The organism is Pseudomonas sp. TE50-2 (genome assembly GCF_040813665.1).
GTDB lineage: Bacteria > Pseudomonadota > Gammaproteobacteria > Pseudomonadales > Pseudomonadaceae > Aquipseudomonas > Aquipseudomonas soli.
Map to the genome: position 1 here is coordinate 5600491 of NZ_JBFNXN010000001.1, position 19964 is coordinate 5620454.

Annotated in this window: 19 protein-coding genes; 6 read left to right on the forward strand and 13 right to left on the reverse strand. The window is 67.1% G+C overall.

All coding sequences use genetic code 11. The features are described from left to right. Window positions 1-4: 4 nt before the first annotated feature. The 6 genes from AAHK21_RS25345 to AAHK21_RS25370 all read right to left on the reverse strand — a co-directional run bounded on the left by AAHK21_RS25345 (window position 5) and on the right by AAHK21_RS25370 (window position 7926). Window positions 5-226, reverse strand: coding sequence for an MbtH family protein (locus AAHK21_RS25345; protein WP_023632740.1), 222 nt, complete (start codon window positions 224-226; stop codon window positions 5-7). Window positions 227-431: 205 nt separating this feature from the next. Beyond that, window positions 432-1826, reverse strand: coding sequence for an efflux transporter outer membrane subunit (locus tag AAHK21_RS25350; protein ID WP_367858733.1), 1395 nt, complete (start codon window positions 1824-1826; stop codon window positions 432-434). Then, window positions 1823-4906 (reverse strand): MexW/MexI family multidrug efflux RND transporter permease subunit, encoded by a 3084-nt coding sequence (locus tag AAHK21_RS25355; protein WP_367858734.1) that lies wholly within the window; start codon window positions 4904-4906, stop codon window positions 1823-1825. Before AAHK21_RS25355 ends, AAHK21_RS25350 begins: the two co-directional genes overlap by 4 nt. Window positions 4907-4924: 18 nt before the next feature. Continuing rightward, window positions 4925-6019, reverse strand: a complete 1095-nt coding sequence (locus AAHK21_RS25360) for an efflux RND transporter periplasmic adaptor subunit (protein ID WP_046855215.1) — start codon at window positions 6017-6019, stop codon at window positions 4925-4927. Between the two features lie 14 nt (window positions 6020-6033). After that, window positions 6034-6519 carry a DUF2165 family protein gene (locus AAHK21_RS25365; protein WP_367858735.1) on the reverse strand — a complete coding sequence of 162 codons (486 nt, stop codon included), beginning with the start codon at window positions 6517-6519 and terminating at the stop codon, window positions 6034-6036. Window positions 6520-6711: 192 nt separating this feature from the next. Further along, window positions 6712-7926 carry a sugar transporter gene (locus AAHK21_RS25370; RefSeq protein ID WP_367858736.1) on the reverse strand — a complete coding sequence of 405 codons (1215 nt, stop codon included), beginning with the start codon at window positions 7924-7926 and terminating at the stop codon, window positions 6712-6714. Window positions 7927-8144: 218 nt separating this feature from the next. Between AAHK21_RS25370 and AAHK21_RS25375 the strand changes: the two genes are divergently transcribed. Next, window positions 8145-9461: a hypothetical protein gene (locus tag AAHK21_RS25375; protein WP_367858737.1), complete on the forward strand. Its 1317-nt coding sequence runs from the start codon at window positions 8145-8147 to the stop codon at window positions 9459-9461. A gap of 34 nt (window positions 9462-9495) precedes the next feature. Here the strand turns inward: AAHK21_RS25375 and AAHK21_RS25380 are convergent, their stop codons facing one another. Next, entirely contained in the window at window positions 9496-10488 is a 993-nt protein-coding gene (locus AAHK21_RS25380) for a bile acid:sodium symporter family protein (RefSeq protein WP_367858738.1), read from the reverse strand. Window positions 10489-10621: 133 nt separating this feature from the next. Here AAHK21_RS25380 and ampC point away from each other — a divergent pair, with 133 nt between their 5' ends. From ampC to AAHK21_RS25395, 3 genes are all read left to right on the forward strand, one after another. After that, entirely contained in the window at window positions 10622-11761 is a 1140-nt protein-coding gene (ampC, locus tag AAHK21_RS25385) for a class C beta-lactamase (RefSeq protein WP_367858739.1), read from the forward strand. A gap of 1 nt (window position 11762) precedes the next feature. After that, complete coding sequence (locus AAHK21_RS25390; RefSeq protein ID WP_367858740.1) at window positions 11763-12386, forward strand: glutathione S-transferase family protein; 624 nt, start codon at window positions 11763-11765, stop codon at window positions 12384-12386. A gap of 306 nt (window positions 12387-12692) precedes the next feature. Continuing rightward, window positions 12693-13025, forward strand: coding sequence for a hypothetical protein (locus AAHK21_RS25395; protein ID WP_046855208.1), 333 nt, complete (start codon window positions 12693-12695; stop codon window positions 13023-13025). 53 nt (window positions 13026-13078) lie between these two features. On the opposite strand, the gene AAHK21_RS25400 is transcribed toward AAHK21_RS25395, so the two are convergent. From AAHK21_RS25400 to AAHK21_RS25410, 3 genes are all read right to left on the reverse strand, one after another. Continuing rightward, the gene (locus AAHK21_RS25400; RefSeq protein ID WP_046855207.1) at window positions 13079-13384 is read right to left on the reverse strand and encodes a hypothetical protein; all 306 of its coding nucleotides are present in this window, start codon (window positions 13382-13384) and stop codon (window positions 13079-13081) included. Window positions 13385-13609: 225 nt separating this feature from the next. After that, the gene (locus tag AAHK21_RS25405; RefSeq protein ID WP_023632482.1) at window positions 13610-13798 is read right to left on the reverse strand and encodes a hypothetical protein; all 189 of its coding nucleotides are present in this window, start codon (window positions 13796-13798) and stop codon (window positions 13610-13612) included. Window positions 13799-13939: 141 nt separating this feature from the next. After that, the gene (locus tag AAHK21_RS25410; protein WP_023632483.1) at window positions 13940-14260 is read right to left on the reverse strand and encodes a YbjQ family protein; all 321 of its coding nucleotides are present in this window, start codon (window positions 14258-14260) and stop codon (window positions 13940-13942) included. A gap of 134 nt (window positions 14261-14394) precedes the next feature. Between AAHK21_RS25410 and AAHK21_RS25415 the strand changes: the two genes are divergently transcribed. Both AAHK21_RS25415 and AAHK21_RS25420 read left to right on the forward strand, forming a co-directional pair. Continuing rightward, window positions 14395-15822, forward strand: coding sequence for an MFS transporter (locus AAHK21_RS25415; RefSeq protein ID WP_367858741.1), 1428 nt, complete (start codon window positions 14395-14397; stop codon window positions 15820-15822). After that, window positions 15819-16547 (forward strand): trans-aconitate 2-methyltransferase, encoded by a 729-nt coding sequence (locus tag AAHK21_RS25420; RefSeq protein WP_046855205.1) that lies wholly within the window; start codon window positions 15819-15821, stop codon window positions 16545-16547. Before AAHK21_RS25415 ends, AAHK21_RS25420 begins: the two co-directional genes overlap by 4 nt. A 130-nt stretch (window positions 16548-16677) precedes the next feature. On the opposite strand, the gene ribD is transcribed toward AAHK21_RS25420, so the two are convergent. Genes ribD through AAHK21_RS25435 form a run of 3 tightly spaced genes read right to left on the reverse strand, consistent with a single transcriptional unit; the run spans window position 16678 to window position 19952 of the window. Further along, window positions 16678-17592 carry a bifunctional diaminohydroxyphosphoribosylaminopyrimidine deaminase/5-amino-6-(5-phosphoribosylamino)uracil reductase RibD gene (gene ribD, locus AAHK21_RS25425; RefSeq protein WP_367858742.1) on the reverse strand — a complete coding sequence of 305 codons (915 nt, stop codon included), beginning with the start codon at window positions 17590-17592 and terminating at the stop codon, window positions 16678-16680. Continuing rightward, on the reverse strand, window positions 17589-18248 hold the full coding sequence (locus AAHK21_RS25430) for a cyclopropane-fatty-acyl-phospholipid synthase family protein (protein WP_367858743.1): 660 nt from the start codon (window positions 18246-18248) through the stop codon (window positions 17589-17591). Before AAHK21_RS25430 ends, ribD begins: the two co-directional genes overlap by 4 nt. 12 nt (window positions 18249-18260) lie before the next feature. Continuing rightward, entirely contained in the window at window positions 18261-19952 is a 1692-nt protein-coding gene (locus AAHK21_RS25435) for a WD40 repeat domain-containing protein (protein ID WP_367858744.1), read from the reverse strand. Window positions 19953-19964 lie beyond the last annotated feature (12 nt).

Consider the following 19964-nt stretch of genomic DNA (forward strand, 5'->3'; position numbering starts at 1 on the left):
CGCCTTATTGCGCCGCGACTTCGGCCATCTTCTGGCGCAGGCTCAGCGGGCGCATGTCGGTCCAGACTTCGTCGATGTAGGCCAGGCAGTCCTTCTTCAGGCCGCTCTTGCCCACCGCGCGCCAGCCATTGGGGATCGCCTTGTAGTCGGGCCAGATGGAATACTGCTCTTCGTGGTTGACCACTACCTGGAACTGGATATCGTCGCGGTCGAAAACGGAAGTCATTGCCTGTCTCCTTGAATGATGAGGGCCGAACGCGCCGGGCGCAGGGCGGCTTCCATGAAAACGAAAAGAGCGCGGGGAAAATTAGGGGCGCTCGACGATAGCATTGCGGCGCGCTCAAGATCGAGCGCCGCCCGCGCGGCGCATCGCGGATGAATCCGCTCCTGCGTTTGCCAGCCTTGTTTGCACGACAGGATATCGTCTGGTGCTACTGGGACTCACTCCCCCAGCCCAAGGCCTTGTACAGCGCAATCGCATCCAGGTACGAGGCCGTCTCCGCCTCCGCCACCTCGCGCTTGATCGAGAACAGCGCACGCTGGTTCTCGAGCACCGCCAGGTAGGTGCCGGCCCCGCGCCGATAGCGCTTGTTGGCGATGTCGATGGCTTCGCTGCCGTGCCCGGCAGAGGCCACCAGGCTTTGCAGCCGCGCCTGGTTGCGCACCAGTTGCGTGACGGCGTTCTCCACTTCCTCGCGGGCCAGCAGCACCGCCTGCTGGTAGCGCGCCTGGCTGCCCTCGGCCAGCGCCTCGCGCACCCGCAGGCGCGCGCGGGCATTGCCCAGGCGCAAGGCCGGCCAGGTAACCATCGGTGCCAGCTCATAAGCGCGGGCCGCGCTGCCCAGGTCGCCGCTGCGCAAGGCGAAGAAACCAATGAAACCGCCCAGGTCCAACCGTGGGTACAGCTCGGCGGTGGCCGCGCCGACATCCTCGGTGCTGGCCGCCAGCTCACGCTCGGCACTGACCACATCAGGTCGCTGGCCAATCAGCGCATCGACGTCGCCCAGCGGCAACTGCCGCGCCAACGGCGGCAGGAACGGCGCGGCGCCCTGCTCCAGGCTGCCCGGCACCTGCCCGGTCAACACATCGAGGCGATAGCTGGCCTGCTCGATGGCCGCCTGCAGCGGCGGCACCGCCGCCTCACTGAGCAGCAGGTTGGCATGGGCGTTCTGCTGATCCTCGTACTGACCACTGCCGGCGCGCACCTGGGCGCTGGTCAGTTGCAGGGTCTCGCGCCAGGCCTCGACCTGGTCCTCGGCCACGACGAGGCTGCGCTTGAGGCCGAGCTTGAGGTAGTAGTTGCGCGCTACTTCGGCGGCGATGCTCAGGCGCACCTGGCGCAGGTCCGCCGCCGCCGCGTCGGCACGCGCCTCGGCGGCGTCGGTCAGGCGTTGCAGGCGCCCAAACAGGTCGATCTCCCACTGCACGTCGAACCCGGCGCGGTACTGCTCGGTGCGCATGCGTCGCGGGTCGCTGCCATCGGCCGGTTGCTGCTGCTCCAGGCTCTGGTTGTAGCCGGCGCGGGCAGTGACCCAGGGGTAGCGGTCTAGGCTGCGGTCGTCGAATAGCGCCCGCGCCGCCAGCAGGTTGGCATGGGCCTGGCGGATATCGTGGTTGTTGGCCAGGGCCTGGTCGACCAGGCGCACCAGTTGCGGATCGTCGAAGAACCGCCACCACTGCTCCGGCATCTCGCCACGTGCGGCGAAGGCGGCGCGCTGCGGGCTGTGCAGGCCACTGGCAGGTGCCTCGGGCTTGCGGTAGTCGGGGCCGACGCTGCAGGCCGACAAGGCCAGGGCCACCAGGGATACGACGAATACCGGCTTCATGGCTGGCTCTCCAGGGTTTCGGCCAACGAGCGGGCCCGCGCCGAACGCGCCGTGCTGGCATGGTCACGGGCCAGCAGGCTGTAGATGGTCGGCAGCACGAACAAGGTGAACAAGGTGCCGACCAGCATCCCGGTGACGATCACCACGCCGAGCCCGAAGCGGCTGGCGGCGCCGGCACCAGAGGCGAACAACAGCGGGATCAGCCCCACCACCATGGCCGCCGTGGTCATCAGGATCGGCCGCAGGCGGATCTGCGCCGCCTTGCCGATGGCCGTGCGCCGGTCCAGGTGCTGCTCGGCCTGCAAGGTGTTGGCGAACTCGACCATGAGGATGCCGTGCTTGCTGATCAGACCGATCAGCGTCACCAGGCCGATCTGCGTGTAGATGTTCACCGTGGCCACCCCCAGCGCCAGTGGCAGCAGCGCGCCACTGATCGACAGCGGCACGGTGATCAGGATGATCAGCGGATCGACCAGGCTCTCGTACTGCGCCGCCAGCACCAGGTAGATCACCACCACGGCGGCGAGGAAGGCCAGCATCAGGGCATTGCCTTCCTGCTGGTACTGGCGTGCGTCGGACTGCCAGTCGATGCTGAAGCCCGCCGGCAGTTCGGCGGCGACCTGCTCGAGGAAGGCCACGGTGTCGCCCAGGGTGACGCCGGCCGCCGGAATACCCTGGAAGGTCGCGGCGTTCTGCTGGTTGAACTGGGTCAGGCGGTTGGGCTCGACCTGCTCGCTGACCTGCACCACCGTGGACAGCGGCACCAGCCGGCCCTCCTCGCTACGCACGTACTGCCGGGTCAGGGCCTGAGGGGTCAGGCGCTGGTCACGCGGGCTCTGCGCGATCACATCATAGGAGCGGCCATCCAGGGCGAAACGGTTGAGGTAGTTCTCGCCCACCAGCACCGCCAGCGACTCGCCGATGTCCTGCATGCGGATACCCATGCTGTTGGCCTTGGCCCGGTCGACGCGCACCTGCACCACTGGGTTGTTGTAGTCCAGGTCGCTGTCGACCACGGCGAACAGGCCGCTCTGTCGCGCCTTGGCCTTGACCTGCTCCATGGTGTCGAACAGCACCCGGTAGTCCTGGGAGCTGCGCAGCACCATCTGCACCGGCAGGCCGCCGGTGGAGCCCGGCAGCGCGGGCAGCTGGAAGGCGAAGATGCTGGTGCCCTCGACATCGTTCACCGCCGCCTGCAGGTCGAGCTGGATCTGCGAGGCATTGCGTTCGCGCTCGCTCCACGGTTGCAGGTTGATGCCGCCAATACCTGAGGCGATGCCGTCGCTGCCGTTGATGATCCAGGTGCTGACAGTCTCTGGCAGGGTCCGGTAGACCGCGTCGAGCTTGTCGGCGAAGCGCTCCACATAGGCCAGGTTGGCGTGCTGTGGCGCCTTGATCGCAGTGAGCAGCCCGGCCTGGTCCTCGGTCGGCGCCAGCTCGCGCTGCGGCAAGGCGTACAGCAGCGGCAGGCTGACCAGCACCAGCAAGGCGAAACCGACGCTGATCCAGCGGTGTTTCAGCGAGAAGCCCAGTACATGGGCGTAGCGCTCGGCCAGCCAGTCGAAGAAACGGTTGGCCGCATGGGCCATGCGCCCCTCGGACTGGCGGGCGTCGAGCAGGAACGAGCTCATCACCGGCGACAGGGTCAGGGCCACCACGCCGGAGACCACCACCGCCCCGGCCAGGGTCAGGGCGAACTCGCGGAACAACGCGCCGGTCAAGCCGCCCATCATGCCGATCGGCGCGTACACCGCCGCCAGGGTGATGGTCATGGCGATCACTGGCCCGGCCACCTCGCGGGCGCCGATCAACGCCGCCGCCACTGGGGTGCGCCCTTCCTCGATATGGCGGTGGACGTTCTCCACCACGACGATGGCGTCGTCCACCACCAGCCCCACCGCCAACACCATGGCCAACAGGGTGAGCAAGTTGACGCTGAAGCCGAACGCCAGCATCAGCGCCGCGGCGCCGAGCATCGACAACGGGATGGTCACCACCGGGATCAGCACCGTGCGCAGCGAGCCCAGGCACAGGTAGATCACCACCACGACGATTGCCAGGGCCTCGAGCAAGGTCTTGGTGACCTCGTCGATGGAGGCCTGGATGAACCGCGCCGTCTCGAAGGCAAGCTCGGCCTTGACGTCCGGCGGCAGGGTCTGGCGAATCTGCGGCAGCAATTGGCGGATGCCGTCGACGATAACCAGCGGGTTGCCGCCCGGGGTGGCGAACAGCCCCAGGTGCACCGCCGCTACGCCGTCCATGCTGGCGCTGGTCTCGGCCGAAGCCGCGCCCAGCTCGACGGTGCCGATGTCGCGGATGCGCACCAGGCCGTTGCCATCGTTGCGGATCACCAGCTCGCGGAAATCGCCGACCGAGGTCAGGTCGGTGTCGACGCGGATGTTGGCGATCACATACTGCCCTTTCACCTTGCCCGGCGCCGCCTGGTAGTTGTTGCGGCGCACCGCCTCGGCCACGTCGGCCGCGGTCAGGCCCCGGGCGGCAAGGCGCGCCGGGTCGATCCACAGGCGCATGGACAGGGTCTGGCCGCCGAACACCTGGACCTTGGCCACGCCCTCGATGGTGCTGAGCAGCGGCTCGACCACCCGGGTGAGGTAGTCGGTCATGGCCGGGATCGGCAGGCTCGCGCTGGCGAAACCGATGTAGGCCACCGCCGTGGACTCGCCCGCCGAGCGCTCGATCACCGGATCGTAGGCCCGCTCCGGCAGGCGGAAGCGTACCTGGTTGACCTTGGCCATCACCTCGGTGAGGGCCTGGGTCGAGTCGCGGTTCAGCTCCATGCGCACGGTCACCAGGCTACGGCCCTGCACCGACGAGGACGACAGGTAGTCAATGCCCTCCACCGACGACACCGCCTGGGCGATCGGCTGGGTAACGAAACCCTGCATCAGCTCGGCGGGGGCGCCGGGGTATTCGGTGGTCACGGTGATGGTCGAGCTTTCCAGCAAGGGGTACTGGCGGATCGGCAACTGCAGCAGCGACAGCAGCCCCAGCAGCAGGATCAAGGTGCTGACCACCAGCGCCAGCACAGGCCGGCGCACGAACAGGTCGGTAAATGTCATGGCGTGTTCTCGCTGGGGTCAGGCGCCGCTGGCCGGGGCCTGCAGGGTGTCTTCGGTGGCTTGCACGGCGGCGCCGTCGCTCAGGCGCAACTGCCCGGACACCACTACCTGGTCGTCCTCGCGCAAGCCCTGCTCGATCACCACACGGCCGGCCTGGCGCTCACCGGTACGCACTGCCACGCGCTGTACCACCAGGGCATCGGCGGCGGCATCGTGGCGGGCGACGAACACCGTGTCACCGTAAGCGGTGTAGGCCACGGCGGTTTCCGGCACGGTCAGCACCTGGCCGTCATCGGGGCTGGCTACCTGCACGCTGGCATACATGCCGGCCGACAGGCGCGCATCGGGCTTGGCCAGGGTGGCCTGCACCTGCACCGTGCGCGAACGGCCGATCAGGGGGTCGATGGCGGTGATATGCGCGGTGAAGGCCGTATCGGGGAAGGCATCCAAGCGCACCTCGACCGCCTGGCCGGTACGCAGCTGGGCGCTGAGCTGCTCCTCGAGGGAGAAGTTGACGTACAGGCTGCGGGTGTCGATCAGGCTGACCACCGGGTCGCCGACATTGAGGTACTGGCCCTGGTTCACCCGGCGGATGCCCAGGCGCCCGTCGAAGGGGGCGCGCACCGCCTTCTGGGCGATCACCGCCTCGGTACGGGCCAGCTCGCCCTGGGCCATGTCGCGGGCCGCCAGGGCGTTGTCCAGCTGTTCCTGGGTGGCGGCGTTCTCGCGCAGCAGGTCCTTGACCCGCCGGTAGTTGGTCCGCGCATTGTCCAGCTGGGCCTTCAGGCGCAGGCGCTCGGCCTGCTCCGGGGCATCGTTGAGGGTGACCAGCACATCACCCTTGCGCACCTGCTGGCCGGAGCTGAAGTTGATCGCCGTCACCCGCCCGCCGATCTCGGCCGACACCAGCACCTGGTGCACCGCCTCCAGCTCGCCGACGCCGGCGAAGGCGCGTTTCTGCGGTGCTTTCTGTACCGTGGCCAGGGCCACCTTGACCAGGTGCCGCGGCGCGGCTGCCGTGGCCTGGGCCTGCCCGGTGTGGCGCCAGGCCAGGCCACCGGCGGTAACCAGCGCCAGCACCAGGGCACTGCCAAGTATTGCCTTGCTATTCATTGCGCGTCCTCGCCTCAGGCCCAATCCAGGTTGAACAGGAAGAACGCCAGTGTCGCCCACAGCACCAGCACCAGGTGGGTGAGCTGCAGGCCTTCCTGGCGTATCCAGTAGCCGAACCACAGGCCCCCGAGCAGCATGGCGAAGGTGAAGGCAAGGAAGGCGCCAAGCGCCAGGTTCAACCAGGTGCGGGCCATGAGCGGGTCCTGCACGACGATCAGCCCATAGGTGCCGACCCAGGCCGCCAGGCTGGCGACGATCTGCAGCAGCAGGATCACCAGCAGCGCGACGCGGGCCAGGCCCGCCGAATGACAGGCCCTGCGCAGCAAGGGGAATTCGATGGCCGGCGGCTGGCGCAGGGGCGCCATGGCCAAGGTGGCGCCAATGGCGCCGACGGAGCTGGCGAAAGCCTGCAGGTTGTTCAATACCGCGATGCTCAGCCACAACGCCAGGCCCACGGCCTGGATGGCCTGGAACAGCCACAGGGAGGTGTGCAAATCCATATCAACGTCCGTATTGATGGCCTGGGCGGGACGCCAGGCAATTACACAAGAAAACGCTTGGATATTAGAGGCAGCCTTGCCGATACACAAGCGCCCCTATTACAGGGGCGCATGATCGAGGGAGCGTTGATGCGGGTCAGTGCCCCGGCGTTACCCGGGGCAGGTAATGTGACAGCGCAGCGCTAGACAAGCTCACGCCTGCCCAGGCACTCGGGTCAGGGCTTCGCGAAAGCGCTGGGTACTGGCCAGCGCCAGCACCAGGCCGACAACCGCCACGCCGCCCCCCACCAGGCCGATATGCGCCACGCCCACCTGGCTGCTGACAATGCTGCCAAGCAACGCACCGCCGCCGATACCGATGTTGTAGATGCCGGAGAACAACGCCATGGCCACGTCGGTGGCGTCCGAGGCAAGCTTGAGGGTCTTGGACTGCAAGGCCAGGCTAAAGCTCAGGATCGCCACGCCCCAGACCATGCTCAGGGCGGCGAACACCTGGAAATTACCCGACAGCGGCAACATCAACAGCAGGCACGCGGCCAGGGCGCCGATGGCACCCACCAGGAAGCCATGGGGGAAACGCTCGCTGTAGCGGCTGAACAGCACCGAGCCGAACACCCCGGCACCGCCGTACAGCAACAGCAGCAACGTGGTGTGTTCGCCACTGATCCGCGCCACGTGCAGGGCGAAGGGTTCGATGTAGCTGTAGGCGGTGAACTGCGCGGTGATCACCAGGGTTACCAGCATGTAGGTGATCACCAGCGCCGGACGCTTGAACAGCACCGGCAGGCTGCGCAGCGAGCCGGAGTTCTGGCTCGGCAGCAGCGGCAGCGACTTCATCAGGCAGAGCATGGTCGCCAGCGCAACCCCGGCGATACACAGGAAGGTGATGCGCCAGCCCAGCGCCTCACCCACCACGCGCCCCAGCGGGATGCCCATGACCATCGCCAGGGTAGTGCCGGTGGCCAGCAGGCCCAGCGCCTTGGCCTGCTGGCCGGGCGGCGCCACACGCACCGCCAGCGACGCGGTAATGGCCCAGAACACCGCATGGGCCAGGGCGATGCCGATGCGGCTGACCAGCAGCATGGCGAAGCTCTGCGACAGCCACGACATCAGGTGGCTGACGATGAACACCAGGAACACCAGCAGCAGCAGGCGGCGGCGCTCGATGTTGCGGGTCACCAGCATCATCGGCAGCGAGGCCAGCGCCACCACCCAGGCGTAGATGGTCAGCATCAGGCCGACCTGTGCGGTGCTCATCTCGAAGCTGCGGCCGATATCGCTGAGCAGCGCCACCGGGACGAACTCGGTGGTATTGAAGATGAACGCCGCCAGCGCCAGGGCGATGACGCTCAGCCAACTGCCGCTGCCGGCGGTGGGAGGCATGGAGGTGGGGACGGGACCATTCATGTGAAAACGTTTTTCTCCGCGGACAAGGCAACAGGACGCGCATCGCCTGCCCAGATGCCAGGCCGGTGATGCACGTTTTTTATTGAAAGGATGTCCGGCATGGTACGCATCAAGGCGGGGCCTCACAACCGCAGGTGCGGACGGAGTACCATGCGCGCCTGCGTGCACCTTTTTGTCGCACATCACCTACCCTGCGGAACAAGGAGTTCGATCCGCCCATGGACAAGCAACACCCCCAGCAGCAATGGCGCGAGGCGGTCATCGCCTATGCCGAGGCCATCAACCGCTATGTCGCGCAGGGCCACGCGCAAGGCTGGGACAATCTGGAGGAACCACAGGCACCGGCCACCGAGCACCTGCTCGAGGCCTGGCAGGCGGCGCTACTGGCCATCAACCGCCCGGGCACCGACGAGCAGCAACGCCAGCTGTTCCGCGAAGCCTGGCCCCCGGCTCACCTGCCGCTGCTGCCATTGCTCGACGAACAGGCCCAGGGCATCGGCAACCTGCTGCTGCTCGACGACGGCAGCCTGCTGGTGCGCATCGGCATGCCGTTCGAGCGCGGCCAGGTGCTGCGCCTCGATGGCCAGGGCGTCACGCCGGTGATCGGTGTCGAGCATTTCGGGCGCTGCCCAGGGCGGCGCTACTACGCCCTGGCCAACGCCGAGGGGGTACGCGTGACCGATGGCTGGGGCGGCCCGCAGGTGGCCCGGCTGGCCTGGCCCCATGGCCTGGAAGGTTTGCCGGCGGGCTACCCGTTCGACCCCTTCGACCTGCCGCCGACGCCCACCGCGCTGCTGCCCTTCCCCGATGGCCAGCGGGTGCTGCTGGTCAGCAGCGACGGCATCTTCGTGCTTTCCGCCGCCGGCGCCACACGTCTGCTGCCACGCGAGGACGACATTCTCGCGGAACTGCGCCAGGGCACCGACCCGGACGACATCGCCCTGGGCCTGACCATGGCACATGCCGCGCTGTCACCGGACGGCAGGCTGGTTGCCCTGGGCGAACAATGCGGCCGTCACCTGGTGCTCGACGAGCAGTTCAGGCGCATCGCAGAGATCGGCCCGGCCAGCGAATACCCGCACTTCGCGCTGTTCAACCGCCGGGGCGACCAGTTGATCCTGAATGCCTGCCACTTCTATCAGGGCGGCACACTCGGCGTGCGGGTGGCCGACCTGCCGGGGCTGGATACCGGTTTCTACAGCAAGGACCCACGCACGCCACTGCTGCAGGGCGGCGCGAGGGTCTACGCCGGGGTGGCCCGTGACGGCGAATACATCGTCGGTGACGCCCATGGCTACCTGCGCGCCTTCGGCGAGGACGGCCATGAGCACTGGCAGCACTATCTTGGTTCGACCATCAGCGCCATGGACATCAGCGCCGACGGCCGCACCCTGGTGGTGGCCAGCCATGCCGGGTTCATTTCGCAGATCGCCCTGGACCGTGGCCGACCGCAGTGGCAGATCGGCACGGGGGCGCATGGCGAGGTGCGCCGCTGGTTGTGCTGGAAAGGCTTCGACCGGCCGCTGGCCTGGTAGGTCGCTGGCGCGGGCCTGCGGCAAGGCATGCGTCTCAGGAAGCCGCCGTCGCCTGCCCGCCCTCCTCGACCCGCGCCGCATAACGCTGGGCCAGCACCGCGCAGACCATCAGCTGGATCTGATGGAACAGCATCAACGGCAGGATCATCGCGCCGATGCCACCGCCGACGAACAACACCTGGGCCATGGGCACGCCGGTCGCCAGGCTCTTCTTGGAACCCGCGAAAAGGATGGTGATGCGGTCCTCGACATTGAAGCCCAGCAGCCGCCCGAGCAGCCGCGTGCCGAGCAGCACCACCGCCAGCAGGATCCCGCACACGGCGAACAGGCCCGCCAGGTGCTGCGGCGACACCGTATGCCACAACCCTGTCACCACCGCCTCGCTGAAGGCGGTGTACACCACCAGCAGGATCGAGCCCTGGTCCACCAGTTTCAGCCAGCGCGCATTGCGCTTGACCCAGGCACCGATCCAGCGGCGGGCGATCTGCCCGGCGACGAAGGGCACCAGCAACTGCAAGGTGATCTTCAGCACCGCGTCCAGCCCGGAGCCGGTGTCGCCCGAGGCGCCCAAGAGCATCACCACCAGCAGCGGCGTGAGGAAGATCCCCAGCAGGCTCGAGGCCGCCGCGCTGCAGATCGCCGCCGGTACGTTGCCACGGGCCAGCGAGGTAAAGGCGATGGCCGACTGCACCGTGGCCGGCAAGGCGCACAGGTAGAGCACGCCCAGGTACAGCTCGTTGCCCACCAGCGGCACGAACAGCGGCTTGAACGCCAGCCCCAGCAGCGGGAACAGCACGAAGGTGCAGGAGAACACCAGCAGGTGCAGGCGCCAGTGGCCGGCACCAGCGATGATCGCCTCGCGCGACAGCTTGGCGCCGTGCAGGAAGAACAGCAGGCCGATGGCCAGGTTGGTCAGCCAGCCGAACAGCACCGCGCCGTCGCCTGCGCACGGCAGCACGGTGGCGATGAACACCACCCCGAGCAGGGCCAGGGTGAAGTTGTCGAACAGCATGCGCAAATATCTCATCACAGGTTCCGTCTTGTCTTTGTGCAAGCCTGGACGATAAGGTCTCGGCCTTTATGCCGCTAACGCCGGAACCCCCGCCAGTGTCGCCCAACGGACAACCTGGCGGCTGAATCACGAAAAGGAACCTTGGTCCATGAAACGTCCCCCACACCTGCTGCTGGCCACTGCCCTGACACTGGCCGCGCCACCGCTGTTGGCAGACGACCTGCAGCACAGCGTCGATGGCGTCATCCAGCCGCTGATGCGCGAGCACGGCATCGCCGGCATGGCCGTGGCAGTGTATGCCAATGGCCAAGCGCACTATTTCAACTATGGCCTGGCCGACAAGGCCAGCGGCCAGGCAGTGACCCGCGACACCCTGTTCGAGGTCGGCTCGGTGAGCAAGACCTACACCGCCACCCTCGCCGCCCTGGCCAGCGCCGAAGGCAAGCTCGACCTCGCGGCGCCCGCCAGCCGCTACCAGCCCGCCCTGGCCAAGGCGCCGATCGGCAGCGCCACGGTGCTTGAGCTGGGCGCCTACAGCGGCGACTGCCTGCCGCTGCAGTTCCCCGACGAGGTGCAGACGAAGGAGCAGACCCTGGCCTGGTTCCAGCACTGGCAACGCCGCGCCGAACCCGGCACCCAGCGCTGCTACTCGAACCCCAGCCTGGGCCTGTTCGGTGACCTGGCAGCCCGCGCGCAGAAGCGGCCATTCGCCGAGCTGATGACCCAGGGGCTGTTGCCCCGGCTGGGCCTCGAGCACACCTACCTGGAAGTACCGGCCAACGCCCGTGGCCTCTATGCCCAGGGCTACGACGCCAAGGACAAGCCTGTGCGGGTCAGCCCGGGCCCTTACGCCGAGCAGGCCTACGGCATCAAGACCAGCGCCAGCGACCTGTTGCGCTATGTCCAGTTGCAACTGCAACCGGCCGCACTCGACCCCGCCCTGCGCCAAGCCATCGCCATCACCCAGTCCGGTTACTTCCAGGTCGGCGCCATGACCCAGGGCCTGGGCTGGGAGCGCTACCCCTATCCAGTCGCCCTCGACACCCTGCTGGACTACAACGGTGCCAGGCTGGTCCGCGAGCCCAACGCCACCCGCGCACTGACCCCGGCACTGCCCGCCGAACCCGCCGCCTGGTACAACAAGACCGGCGCAACCACCGGTTTTGGCGCCTACGTGGCGTTCGTGCCGTCGAAACAGATGGGCATCGTGCTGCTGGCCAACCGCAACTATCCCAACGAGGAGCGGGTACGCGCCGCACAGCGCATCTTCTCCAGCCTGGAGCACTGACATGCTCAGAGTCCTTGGCAAGGCCTCGTCGATCAATGTACGCAAGGTGCTGTGGACCTGCGTCGAACTGAACCTGCCGTTCGTACGCGAGGACTGGGGTAGCGGCTTCCAGTCCACCGACTCGCCCGAGTTCCTCAGGCTCAATCCCAATGCCATGGTGCCGGTGATCGTCGATGGAGATTTCGTCCTGTGGGAATCCAACACCATCCTGCGCTACCTCGCCAACCAGCATGGCGGCGCCCACCTCTACCCTGGCGCTCCCCGGGCTCGCGCCGCGGTGGACCAGTGGCTGGACTGGCAGGCTACCGACCTCAAAGACGCCTGGCGCTACCCGTTCCTGTCGCTGGTGCGCCAGTCCCCGGCCCATCAGGAACCGGCGCAACTGGCCAGCACCAGCGCCCAATGGATGGCGAAGATGCGCCTGCTCGAACAGCGCCTTGAAGCGACCGGCGCCTTCGTCGCCGGTAACGCCTTCAGCCTGGCCGACGTGGCCATCGGCCTGTCACTGAACCGCTGGCTACGCACCCCACTGGAGCACCCGCCGCTGCCAGCGCTTGCCGCCTATCATGCACGCCTGCGACAGCGCCCGGGCTTCCTCGAGCACGGCGACAACGGCTTGCCATGAACATCGGAGGTGGATTGTCAGACAAGATGTAGTGCATGAAAATTTTCACTACAAAGCTGTTGACGCCCTTCCCGGGTCTTGGGCATGATGAGGCCGTCTCCCTGATCGGGAGCGGTGGCAAGGGTGTTCCAGACGGCCTGCGCGGTAACGCAGGCCGTCCGTGGAGAGGGAAACTGCCCAGAAGGCAGCGTGAGAAAGCCCCTGTTGCGAAGCTGCTGTAGCAGCCTTGGTTAGCGCGCTACATGGTGTGGCGCCAATGTGAACTTCAGACGAACTTCACCAACGAATGTGAGTAATGGGGGCTTTATGATGAACTTGAACAACAATCCAACCATCGACCAACTGGCCCAGCTGTTCGCCGCGCGCAAGGACAGCCTCGACGACCACCTGCTGTGGGTCAGCCAGTCCGGCGAGGTCCGCCTGGATCGCCTGCCGCCGAACACGGTCGAAGACGAGTTCGAATCGCACATGCCGAGCATGCGCGCCCGTTTCAAGGTCTACCGCCGTGGCCAGGGCTACGTCGGCAAGAAGGCCGCCGCCGACACCTCTTTCGTCGGTCGTGTGCTCGAGACCCTGCAACAAGAATGGCCGACCGCCCGTGAGCGGCAGGCAATCAAGGTGATCGACGCGTTGAACTGATCCTGCGGCTTTCCACCGTTTCTTGAGCCCGGCCCGACAAAGGCCGGGCTTTTTCATGCCTGGCGCCTGCGCGGCATGGCTTCGGGCAGCGGCAAGGCGCCCGTGGCCAGGGCGCGAGCGCGGTCAACGCCCCACACCAGGGCGCGGGTCATGGTTTCGCCCGGGCGCGAGGGGTAGTACTCCTCCAGCAATGCCTTGCCGTCGCGGGCGTACAGCCCGAGAAACAGCTGCGTGGCGCCAACCCGGGACAGGCGCACCTGCACATCAAAGCTGGTACCGTCGCTCAACTCCTCGTCATGGCTGCGGCTGTGCAACTGTGCATCGGCCCATTGCCAGTAGGTCTCTTCCCTGATTCGCATTGAAGTCGATACTCCGTGTCTGAAATGCCGCGCAAGAAAAGCACAGCCTCGAGCCGGCGGCGAGCGGGACGCGCCGATACCATGAGCGGGATCAAGAAATGACGGGAAATGCATGCCGTTGGGCGGTTTTGCAGTGTTCGGACAACCATGATCGCGGGGCAAGCCCGCCCCCACAGATTTCTAGCAAGGTCTGTGGGGGCGGGCTTGCCCCGCTAATGTGCTGTTTCACTTTTTCGACGGTACACGCGGCGTGAACCGCCCCTTCTTGGCCCGTTGCAGGTGCGCCGGCTGCAGTTGCTCCGATTCATCCAGGGTCATGTTGGCAAAGCCCAGGCGCAAAGCCGCTTGCCCGCAGCGCACCTGGCTGTTGATCGGAAACGCATCGTTCAGGTCTTCAAAAAAAGATTCGCTCATGCCCTGACTCCCTCCAATGGCGACCGTGCCGGCAGGCAATGCACCTGCCTAGTGAAGCAGCGGCCCGTTAGAAGTGAGACTAGCCGGTCATTTGCAGACCAGCCGGACAAAACCTCCTTGCCCGACCAGTGGCAACTGGCCTTACTTCAAGCGCACCGCCGTACCGGTGGCGAACACCACGACCATCCCGCCCTGCACCGACGGCATGCTGATCTCGAAGTCCACGCCCACCACTGCATCGGCTTGCAACTGCCGTGCCCGCGCCACAAGCTCCTCGGTGGCCTGCTCACGGGCCAGCTTCAGCGCGCTCTCCAGGGTCTGCGAACGGCCACCGAAGAAGTCGCGAAAGCGTGCGAAGAAATCGCGCACGAAGTTGATCCCCTGCACCGATTCGGCGCTGACCACACCGAGGTATTCGGCAACGGGGCGGCCTTCGAGCTGGCTGGTGGTGCTGATGATCATGGGTGAAGCTCCTGGAACAAGACAAAAGAGCACGATCCTAACAAATCCACTGCGGCCAAATTACACAAGCAACTTCTTGAATAATGATTTTCCGGCTCCTAGACTCCCAGCGCAGGATCACGCAAGGAGCCTTCATGACCGCCATCCCCGAACAGCCCCCCGCACGCTGGAGCGAATTGCTCAGCGGTGGCAATGCGCTGCGCTCGATCGCCCTGGCCGGCGGTGTCGCCCTGCACGCTGTCAATGTCTATATCGTCACCACGCTGCTGCCCACGGTGATCGACGAAATCGGCGGGTTGGCCTTCTATGCCTGGAACACCACCTTGTTCGTGGTGGCCTCGATCATCGGCTCCACCCTTTCCACCCGCCTGCTGGCCCGCGGTGGGCCACGGGTCGCCTACCTGCTGGCACTGCTGGTGTTCACCCTCGGTTCGGCAGTGTGCGCAATGGCCACCAGCATGCCGCTGCTGCTGGTCGGGCGCAGCGTGCAGGGCCTGGGCGGCGGCATCCTGTTCGCCTTGAGCTATGCGCTGATCCACCTGGTGTTCGAGAGTCGCCTGTGGCCCCGCGCCATGGCCCTGGTCTCGGCGATGTGGGGGGTGGCCACGCTGTGCGGCCCGGCCGTGGGCGGCGTGTTCGCCGAGGGCGGGCACTGGCGCTGGGCATTCTGGTCGCTGCTGCCGGTGGCCGCCGCCCTGGCGCTGATCGTCTGCCTGCGCCTGCCGGCGCGCCAGGCGCTGGACGACAATGGCACCCGCCCGGCCTATGGCCTGATCGCCTGCCTGGTGGCCTCGGTGCTGGCGATCTGCGCGGCCAGCCTGGCCGACTCACTGTGGGTCAACCTGGGCGGGATCGTCGCCGGCCTGGCCATCGCCGCGCTGATCGCCCGCCTCGATCCCCGCGCCCGCCACCACCTGCTACCCACCGGCGCCTACAGCCTCAGGCAACCGATGGGCGCACTGTTCGCCATGATGTGCCTGCTGGTCGCGGCCATCACCACCGAGATCTATGTGCCCTACTTCCTGCAGCGCATCCATGGCTTCGGCCCCCTGGCCGCGGGCTACCTGACGGCCGTGATGGCCGCCGGCTGGACGGTCGGCGCCCTGGCCAGCGCCGGGCGTGATCGCGATGGCGGTGCCTGGCAGATTCGCTGCGGCCCGCTGCTGGTGGCCCTGGCGTTGCTGGCCCTGGCACTGCTGACACCCGCCTTGGCGTGGGTCGCCAGCGCGCCGGGCCTGGCCCTGTTTGCCCTGGCCCTGGCCGGCGTCGGCCTGGGCATCGGCCTGGGCTGGCCACACTTGCTTACCCGCGTGCTGCAGGCGGCGCGCCCCGGCGAGGAGAACCTCGCTTCAGCCTCGATCACCACCGTGCAGCTGTATGCCACCGCGCTGGCTGCGGCCCTGGCCGGCCTGGTGGCCAACAGCGCCGGGCTGGTCGAGCCCGGTGGCGTGGAAGGCGCACGCAGTGCGGCGCTGTGGCTGTTCGCCGTATTCGCCTGCGCACCGCTGCTGGCCCTGCCATTGGCGCTGCGCCTCACCTCTGAACGCAAGGAGTGCCCATGAAGGAATCCAAGGAAGTCTACGAGCGCATCAGCGAGCAGTTCGAGGACTTCACCAGCCACGCCAGCCAGCGCGGGGTCGAGGTCGACACCTTTCGCTACATGGCCGGCGAAGTGATCGGCGAGGAGATCCTCGACCTGGCCTGCGGCCATGGTTTCTTCAGCCGCCGCCTGAAGGACTGGGGCGCGGCGCGGGTGCATGGCGTGGACATCTCGCCGAGCATGATCTACCAGGCGCGCCAGGCCAATGACGGCATTGCCTACGAAGTGCGCGACGTGGCGCAGATGGGCCAGATCGGCCAGTTCGACAAAGTCACTGCGGCATGGTTGTTCAACTACGCCGGCAGCGTCGAGGAGCTGCGGCGCATGTTCGAAAGCGTCGCCCTCAACCTCAAGCCGTCCGGTCGATTGATTGCCTACACCGCCAACCCGGCCTTCGACCTGGCCCGTGGCAACTTCACCGAGTACGGCATCCGCGTCCTGGACGAACAGCCGGTCGAAGGCGGATTCCGCTGCCAGGGACAGTTCATGAGCACGCCGCCGGCGGACTTCACCTACTACCGCTGGCACAAGGCGGTCTACGAGCAGGCCGCCCATGACGTGGGCCTGCGCAATGTGCGCTGGATCGCCCCGCTGATCAGCGGCATCCGCAAGAAGGCGCATCCGCCGGGGTATTGGGACCTGTTCGAACAGAACAGCCTGCAAGTCGGGTTGATCTGCAGCCGCTGAGATCGCTGGCGCCGCTTACGCGGCGCATCGCCGGCAAGCCGGCTCCCACACCGATCGCGTCCAACCTCAAGCCATGCGCCATCCCGTAGGAACCGGCTTGCCAGCGATGGGACGCACAAGGCGTCCCCGCTCACACCTGCACCAGCCACTCATCCACCAGCCCTTGGCGCGCCAGAGCCTCGCACCACGCAGGCTGCGCCTCGACCTGGACTTCATTGCAGTCGAGCGCGTACAACGCCTGCAACACCCGCTGAGCATCAACCTCCTCGATCACCTGGCAGCGCGCCCGGGCATAGCGCCCGTCACGCATCGCCTGCGCCGTATGCAGCACCAGCGTCGGAGCAAGGCCATCCAGCACCTTGGCCGAGGCCGGGCAATCGAGCCCCTGATCAACCAGCACCCGCAAGGGTGTCACCGGCTCGACTCGCTGTGCCGGAACCTGCGCCAGCAGCGACGGGTCGCAGGCCTTGACCCAGTCACAGGTGGTCAACAACGCCGAGGCCCTGCCCCGCCAGTGCTCCAGCGGCGCCTGCTCGTCGCAATGGCTGAGCATCGCGCCCTCACCCATCGCGCCAATGGCCAGCGCCGCCGGCCGCAATACCCGCACCCAGGGGCGCTGGCGCTCGATGCGCGAGAAAAACCCGCGATTGAGTGCTCGCGCCGTGGGACAGGGCATCGCCTCGACCGCGATGCCCGCTTCGCGCAGCCGAAGCGCACCGATGCTCTGCGACGCATCGGCACTGGCCGTGACCACCCGACGCACCCCGGCGGCCACCAGGGCATCGGCGCACGGCGGGGTGCGCCCATGGTGACCACAAGGCTCGAGCGTCACATAGGCGGTGGCCCCGCGCGCCGCAGGGCCTGCCTCCTGCAAGGCGTGCACCTCGGCATGGGCGTGGCCGGCGCGCTGGTGCCAGCCGCGCCCCACCACCTGGCCATCGTTGACGATCACGCAGCCGACCCGCGGGTTGGGCATGGTGCTGTACAGGCCCTGGCTGGCGAGCGCCAGGGCCATGTCCAGGTAATGGCGGTCGAGCGCACTCACGTGCGGACCAGCGCCAGCAGATAGCGGGCCTCGCCATGCTGACGCTCGATCACCTCCAGGTCCTGCCAGGTGAAGCCATGGGCCTCCAGCGTCTGGCGGATGCCAGCGTCGGTGAAGAAATAGCCCTGGCGCTGGTTGTCCATTTCCCGCCACCCCGCCTCGGGGTGGGCATCATCGACCCCGAACACGTTCAGCCCGACCAGCGCGCCGGGGCGCAGCAGGCGGCGCACATGGGCCAGGTAAGGGCCCCACTCGTCCGGGTGCTGATGGTGGAAGCAGCCGTTGTCCAGGGCCGCGTCAAACACCGTTCCCGACGCCGGCTGCCAGTCCTGCATGGCCTTGTTCACCAGGTCGAGGCGATCACCCCAGCGCTTGCGCAGCAGTGGCCAGCTGGAGTTCTCGACGATATCCAGCCCGGTGACGCGGTGCCCGGCGAGGATAAAGGTGGAGGCATCGCGGCCACGACCCACGCCGATATCCAGCACATGCTGGTCACCCTGCGGGTCGAGCCGTTCCAGGAAAGCCTGGGCCGCCTGGATCATGCCGACATCCCACGACCACTCGTCCTCGCCGTGGCTGTAGCGGTGCACGAACGAGGTGTCGAGGGCCTTGCGGTAGTCGCCCTGGGGCATGAAGTCGCTTACTTGCTTGCTCATCGTGCTGCTCCTTCAGGATGCCAGGCGGGCGTCGATGCCGTAGATGCGCCCATCATAGGAACTGGCCAGGAACGCATCGCTGGCCGCGTCATGGGTCAGGCAGGAAATACCGCTGGCGGTGGGCCGCTGCACCGGCAGCCAGCGCCTCGAGGCCAGGTCGAACAGCGCCACGGTGCCGTTGTAGGCGGCGGTGGCGATCACCCGGCCATCGCTGGAGGCGGCGATGCACTTGATCGAATGCTGGTGCGGCGAATCGAACACTTCGTCGCCGGTCTCCAGCCACAGGCGCAACTTGAGGTCGCGGCCGATACTGGCGAAACCGCCGGTGATCGGGCAGCAGCCGTTGGAAATGCGCGTATGCGCCGCCTCGATGTGCCGCACGCAGCTGAAGTCGGCGATGCTGTGCAACGCGGCGTCGGCCGAAGCGCAGACGCTGAACAGGTGACGCTCGTCGGCGGCCACGCCCTTGATCGCGTTGTCGTGCATGGGGATCGACGCCACCAGGCGCAGGCCGCCCTTGCCGTCATGGCCGAACACCAGGCCTTCGCCGGTGTAGGTGCCGATCAGCGCCAGGTCCTCGCCCTGCTTGACGAAAGTGGCGCCACAGTTGAGCGGCGAACGGTGCTGGTAGAGCATGCGCCCGGACAGGCCATCGAACACCTGGCCCATCTGGCCACCGGTCAGCAGCAGCGGGCCGAACGGCAGGAGGAAGTTGCACAGGCTGCCGACGCAGGTCACCGGCTGGTCGTCACGGTGCAGGATGCCCGCGTCGCCGATGCTGTACTGGCGCTCTTCGCTGCGCACCACGGCATTGATGCTCACCGCCGGCTCGATGCCCGACACCTGCCACTGGTCCTGCTCGTAGTTCCAGGTGGCGTAGCGCGAGCCGAAGGTGGCGAACACCAGCTGCTCGTCGCCGACGAAGGCGCAGCTGCGTGGCCAGACGATGCTCGGCAGCGCGGTGCTGCGACGCTTGACCAGGTTGCGCCCGGCATCGAAGGTCCAGAGGATCGCCGAGCGGTCATAGCTCAGGCTCACCAGCAGGCGTTTGTCGTCGTTCCAGACAATGCGCTTGATCCCTGCGGCATGGGCCGGCACGGTCTGCACCTGGCCGTCGGTGATGATCGAGATGCGCCCCTCGTCATCGCCGGCGAACACCACGCCTTCACGGGTGATGGCGATGGTGTCGGTTTCCACGCCGCCGATGTCCACCTCATCGCATTGCTGGCCGCTGCGGGTGTCCCACTGACGCACGGTGCCGTCGTCGCTGCTGGAGATCAGGCGCTGGCCATCCGGCGACCAGACCACCGAGATCACGTCGGCCTGGTGGCCATGGAATGCCTGCAGTTGCACGCCATCGAGGTCGAAGATGCGCAGCACGTGGTCACGCGAGCAGGTCGCCACGCGCTGACTGTCGGGCGAGAACACCGCCATCTCGACGTCGTCGTTGTGCCCCTGCAGCACGGCCTTCAGGCGCATGCTCGGCACTTCCCAGATACGCGCGGTGTAGTCGCTGCTGGCGCTGACCAGGTGCTTGCCGTCGCTGCTGAAGGCGCACTGGTTGGCCAGGTGGTCATGGTGCACACGGTGGATCGGCTCGCCGGTGGTGGCGTTCCACAGGATCACCTGGTTGTCGTAGCCGGCGGTGGCGACGAAATGCGCGGCATGGGCGGCGATACCGCTGATAGGGCCAATGTGTTTCATCGAAAGATCCTT